Origin of the sequence: Catenulispora rubra, from assembly GCF_015356825.1 — a bacterium.
In the GTDB taxonomy this organism is placed as follows: domain Bacteria; phylum Actinomycetota; class Actinomycetes; order Streptomycetales; family Catenulisporaceae; genus Catenulispora; species Catenulispora rubra.
In genome coordinates, this window is the sequence record NZ_JAACYW010000480.1 from 1 (window position 1) to 5,065 (window position 5,065).

4 protein-coding genes are annotated in these 5,065 nt (G+C 72.5%); all 4 read left to right on the top strand.

Going from position 1 to position 5,065, the window contains the following annotated elements:
- The first annotated feature begins 16 nt into the window (after positions 1 to 16).
- The 4 genes from GWK61_RS52650 to araA are packed head-to-tail and all read left to right on the top strand — an operon-like array spanning position 17 to position 4,994.
- Positions 17 to 1,102 (top strand): LacI family DNA-binding transcriptional regulator, encoded by a 1,086-nt coding sequence (locus tag GWK61_RS52650; protein WP_194921799.1) that lies wholly within the window; start codon positions 17 to 19, stop codon positions 1,100 to 1,102.
- A gap of 51 nt (positions 1,103 to 1,153) precedes the next feature.
- Entirely contained in the window at positions 1,154 to 2,812 is a 1,659-nt protein-coding gene (locus GWK61_RS52655) for a ribulokinase (protein ID WP_194921800.1), read from the top strand.
- Entirely contained in the window at positions 2,809 to 3,504 is a 696-nt protein-coding gene (locus GWK61_RS52660; RefSeq protein WP_194921802.1) for an L-ribulose-5-phosphate 4-epimerase, read from the top strand. Before GWK61_RS52655 ends, GWK61_RS52660 begins: the two co-directional genes overlap by 4 nt.
- Positions 3,501 to 4,994, top strand: a complete 1,494-nt coding sequence (gene araA / locus GWK61_RS52665) for an L-arabinose isomerase (RefSeq protein ID WP_194921804.1) — start codon at positions 3,501 to 3,503, stop codon at positions 4,992 to 4,994. The genes GWK61_RS52660 and araA overlap by 4 nt, the downstream gene beginning before the upstream one ends.
- Positions 4,995 to 5,065 lie beyond the last annotated feature (71 nt).

Consider the following 5,065-nt stretch of genomic DNA (forward strand, 5'->3'; position numbering starts at 1 on the left):
TCGATAAGCTGCGCGGATGGCGGGCGACGGGGTCGGTGGGCGCGAGGGCGAGGAGAGCGGTCGAGTGGCCAGTGAGCGGGTGCGCGCGGCTGAGGCGGTGCGCGGCGGTGGGCGGCCGGGGTTGCGGGATGTGGCCGAGTTGGCCGGGGTCTCGCATCAGACGGTGTCGCGGGTGTTCAAGGATCACCCGCGCGTCAGTGCCGAGACCCGGGCCAGGGTGTTGGCCGCGGCTGCGCAGCTGGACTTTCGGCCCAATGCCATAGCGCGCGCGTTGGCCACCGGGTCATCGCGGACCATCGGCGTTGTCAGCTTCGACACCACGTTGTTCGGGCCGGCCTCCATGGTCAGTGCGATCGAGAGCAGTGCGCGGGATGCCGACTACTTCGTCTCGGTCATGGGCTTGGCTTCGCCTAGTCGGCGCTCGGTGGCTGAGGCCGCCGACCGGCTGCGGGGGCAGGGGGTCGACGGCATCATTCTGATCCCGGGGCACGTTCCGGCGGACCAGGTGGTGCGTCACCTGCCCGGGATGTTGCCGGTGGTCGCGTTGTCCGCGGCGCAGACTGTGGCCTCGGCGACCGTGGATCAGTACGACGGTCCGCTTGCGGCGGTTCGGCATCTGCTGGACCTCGGCCACGCCACCGTGCACCACCTCACCGGGCCCGCGGACTGGAGTGAGGCGCGCGAGCGTGAGCGCGCCTGGCGCGACGCCCTGACCGCGGCCGGGGCGCCGGTGCCGGAGCCGTTGCCCGGGGACTGGAGTGCGGCCTCCGGGTACGAGCGCGGCAAGCTGCTGGCCGCCGATCCGGCGGTGACCGCGGTGTTCGCCGCGAACGACCAGCTGGCGCTCGGTGTGCTGCTCGCGCTGCATGAGGCCGGGCGGCGGGTGCCGGAGGACGTGAGCGTCATCGGGTACGACGACATCCCCGAGGCCGCGTTCTTCACCCCGCCGCTGACCACCGTGCGCCAGGACTTCGCGGCGCTCGGGCGGCGCAGTCTGGCGCTCCTGCTGGACCAGATCGGCGGCGCTCAGCCGGCCACGCCGACCGCGGTGGTGATACCCACCGAGCTCGTGGTGCGGCGGAGTACTGCGCGGCGTACCTGAACCGTTTCACCGACCAACGTATGAGGAACCGCGGAGGGATCGCGTCCGACCATGAGTAGTGTTACCGCTAACATCGAGCAGTACGTCGTGGGCGTCGACTTCGGGACGCTGTCCGGGCGCGCCGTCGTGGTGCGCGTCGCCGACGGCCGGGAGGTCGGCAGCGCGGTCGTCGACTACCGGCACGGCGTCATCGACCACCGGCTCCCGGACGGCACCGGCCCGCTGCCGCCGGACTGGGCGTTGCAGAGTCCCGAGGACTGGCGCGAGGTGCTGCGCGGCGCGGTGCCCGCGGCCCTGGCCGCCGGCGGCGTCGACCCCGCCGCGGTGATCGGCCTGGCCACCGACTTCACCGCCTGCACCGTGCTGCCCGCGCTGGCCGACGGCACGCCGCTGTGCGAGGTCGAGGGCCTGGCCGGCGTGCCGCACGCCTGGCCGAAGCTGTGGAAGCACCACGCAGCGCAGGGCCAGGCCGACGCGATCAACGCCCTGGCCGCCGAGCGCGGCGAGGCCTGGGCCCCGCGCTACGGCGGCAAGCAGTCCTCGGAGTGGGAGTTCGCCAAGGCGCTCCAGGTGCTCCAGGAGGCGCCGGACGTCTACGAACGCTGCGAACGCTGGATCGAGGCCGCCGACTGGATCGTCTGGGAACTGACCGGCACCGAGTCCCGCAACGCCTGCACCGCCGGCTACAAGGGGATCTTCCAGGACGGCGCCTATCCGTCCACTGACTTCCTGGCAGCCCTCGACCCGCGCTTCGCCGACTTCGCGGCCACGCGCCTGGAGCACCCCGGCGGCCTGGCAGCCCTCGGCTCCCGCGTCGGCGGGCTCAGCGAGCGTGCGGCGAAGTGGACCGGTCTGCCCGCCGGGATCGCGGTCGCGGCAGGCAACGTCGACGCGCACGTCACCGCCCCGGCGGCGCGCGCCGTCGAACCGGGCAAGCTCCTGGCGATCATGGGGACGTCGACCTGCCACGTGCTCAACAGCCCGATCCTGGCCGACGTCCCGGGCATCTGCGGGGTCGTGGACGGCGGCATCAGCGCCGGCTACTACGGCTACGAGGCCGGGCAGAGCGCGGTCGGCGACATCTTCGCCTGGTGGACCCGCCTGACCGGCCAGGACCACGACGCGCTGACCGCGGCCGCCGAGGACCAGCCGGTCGGCGGCCACGGCCTGATCGCCCTGGACTGGATGGGCGGCAACCGCTCGATCCTGGTCGACCACGACCTGTCCGGGGTGGTCGTCGGGCTGACGCTGGCCACGCGGCCGGAGGAGGTCTACCGCGCGCTGTTGGAGGCCACCGCCTTCGGCACCCGGGTCATCGTCGAGGCCTTCGAAGCCGGCGGTGTCGAGGTCGATGAGTTCGTGGTCGCCGGCGGCCTGAAGCGGAACAGCTTCCTGATGCAGCTCTACGCCGACATCCTGCGCCGGCCGGTCTCGGTCGCGGTGTCCGAGCAGGCCCCGGCGCTCGGCTCGGCGATCCACGCCGCTGTCGCCGCCGGGGCGTATCCGGACGTCCCGGCCGCTGCCGAGGCGATGGGGGCCTGCGAGGTCGCCGCCTACGTTCCCGATCCAACGCGTGCCGACGCGTACGACGTGCTGTTCGCCGAGTATCGCGCTCTCCACGACACCTTCGGTGTGACCGGAGGCGCGCTTCACCGCTTGCGCAGGATCCGCAATGCCGCCCTCGCCTCCGAGAAAGGCCCAGCCCAGTGAGCACCGACATAGCCCGGATCCGCCGCGAGGTCTGCGACCTGCACGCCGAGCTGGTCCGCTACCAGCTCGTGGTGTGGACCGCGGGCAACGTCTCGGCGCGCGTGCCCGGGGCGGACCTGATGGTCATCAAGCCCTCGGGCGTCGCCTACGAGGACCTGACCCCGGCGAACATGATCGTCTGCGACCTCGACGGCGACGTGGTGGAGGGAGACCTGGCGCCGTCCTCCGACACCGCCGCGCACGCCTACGTCTACCGGCACCTGCCCGAGGTCGGCGGCGTCGTGCACACCCACTCCACCTACGCCTCGGCCTGGGCCGCGCGCGGCGAGGCGGTGCCGTGCGTGCTGACCGCGATGGCCGACGAGTTCGGCGGCGAGATCCCGGTCGGGCCGTTCGCGCTGATCGGCGACGACTCCATCGGCCGCGGCATCGTCGAGACCCTGGACGGCAGTAACTCCCCGGCCGTGCTCATGCGCAACCACGGCGTGTTCACCGTCGGCGAGAGCGCCAAGGCCGCGGTCAAGGCGGCCGTGATGACCGAGGACGTGGCCCGCACCGTGCACCTGGCCCGCGCGCACGGCCGTCCGCTGCCCATCGGCGAGCAGGACATCGCCTCGCTGTACGACCGCTATCAGAACGTTTACGGCCAGTCCTCGGACCGGTCCGCCTCACAGGGAGACGCACAGCGATGACCGCCGAAATCTGGTTCCTCACCGGCTCGCAGGGCATGTACGGCGAGGACACGCTGCGGCAGGTCGCCGAGCAGTCGCGCGAGGTCGCCGCGGCCCTGGACGCCGACGGCGCGATACCCGTGCCGATCAGCTGGCGCCCGGTGCTCACCGACAGCGCCGCCATCCGGCGGGTGATGCTGGAGGCCGACGCGGACGACGACTGCGTCGGCGTGATCGCCTGGATGCACACGTTCTCCCCGGCCAAGATGTGGATCGCTGGCCTGGACACGCTGCGCAAGCCGCTGCTGCACCTGCACACCCAGGCCAACCGGGCGCTGCCGTGGTCCAGCATCGACATGGACTTCATGAACCTGAACCAGGCCGCGCACGGCGACCGCGAGTTCGGGTACGTGCAGAGCCGGCTCGGGGTGCAGCGCAAAACCGTGTTCGGACACGTCTCCGACCCGACGGTCACCGCCCGCGTCGGCGACTGGACCCGCGCCGCCCTGGCCGCCGCCGCGCTCCGGACGCTCCGCCTGGCGCGCTTCGGCGACAACATGCGGGACGTCGCGGTCACCGAGGGCGACAAGGTCGAGGCCGAGCTGACGTTCGGCGTGTCGGTGAACGGCCACGGCGTCAACGCGCTGGCCGAGGCGGTCGAGCAGGCCCCGGACGAGGCGGTCGACGCGCTCGTCGCCGAGTACCCGGACCTGTACGACGTCGCCCCGGAGCTGCTGCCCGGCGGCGAACGGCACGAATCGCTGCGCTACGGCGCGCGCATCGAGGCGGGACTGCGGCGGTTCCTCACCGACGGCGGCTTCGGCGCCTTCACCACGAACTTCGAGGACCTCGGCGCCCTGCGCCAGCTCCCGGGCCTGGCGGTGCAGCGGCTGATGGCCGACGGCTACGGCTTCGGCGGCGAGGGGGACTGGAAGACCGCGGTGCTGCTGCGGGCGCTGAAGGCGGCCGCGGTCGGGTTGCCCGGCGGCACCTCCTTCATGGAGGACTACACCTACCACCTGGAGGACGACCGCGGCCTGGTCCTCGGCGCGCACATGCTCGAGGTCTGCCCCACGATCGCGGCCGGGCGCCCGAAACTGGAACTGCACCCGCTGTCCATCGGCGGCCGCGAAGACCCGGTCCGCCTGGTCTTCGACGCCGCGCCCGGCCCGGCGTTCGTGGCCGGCCTGGCCGACCTCGGCGACCGCTTCCGCCTGGTGGCCAACGAGATCGACACCATCGCCCCGCCCGAGCCGCTGCCGAACCTGCCGGTGGCGCGCGCGGTCTGGTCGCCCCGCCCGGACCTGCGCACCTCCGCGGAGGCCTGGCTCATCGCCGGCGCGCCGCACCACACGGTGTACTCCTCGGCGCTGAGCACCGAGGTGCTGCGCGACCTGGCGGAGATCGTCGGCGTCGAGCTGCTGGTGATCGACGAGGAGACGCGGGTGCGGCAGTTCGAGCGGGAGCAGCGGTGGAATCAGGCGTATTACCGGCTGGCAAGGGGGTTCTGACGCCGCCGCCAGCACCAACACCCGCACTACCAATATCACCAACACCACCACCAACACCCCCAGCCCCAGCC

Excerpts from the sequence above, each read along its gene's own strand:
- GWK61_RS52650 (WP_194921799.1), top strand. The coding sequence starts at position 17 with ATGGCGGGCGACGGGGTCGGTGGGCGCGAGGGCGAGGAGAGCGGTCGA.
- GWK61_RS52655 (WP_194921800.1), top strand. The coding sequence starts at position 1,154 with ATGAGTAGTGTTACCGCTAACATCGAGCAGTACGTCGTGGGCGTCGAC.
- araA (WP_194921804.1), top strand. The coding sequence starts at position 3,501 with ATGACCGCCGAAATCTGGTTCCTCACCGGCTCGCAGGGCATGTACGGC.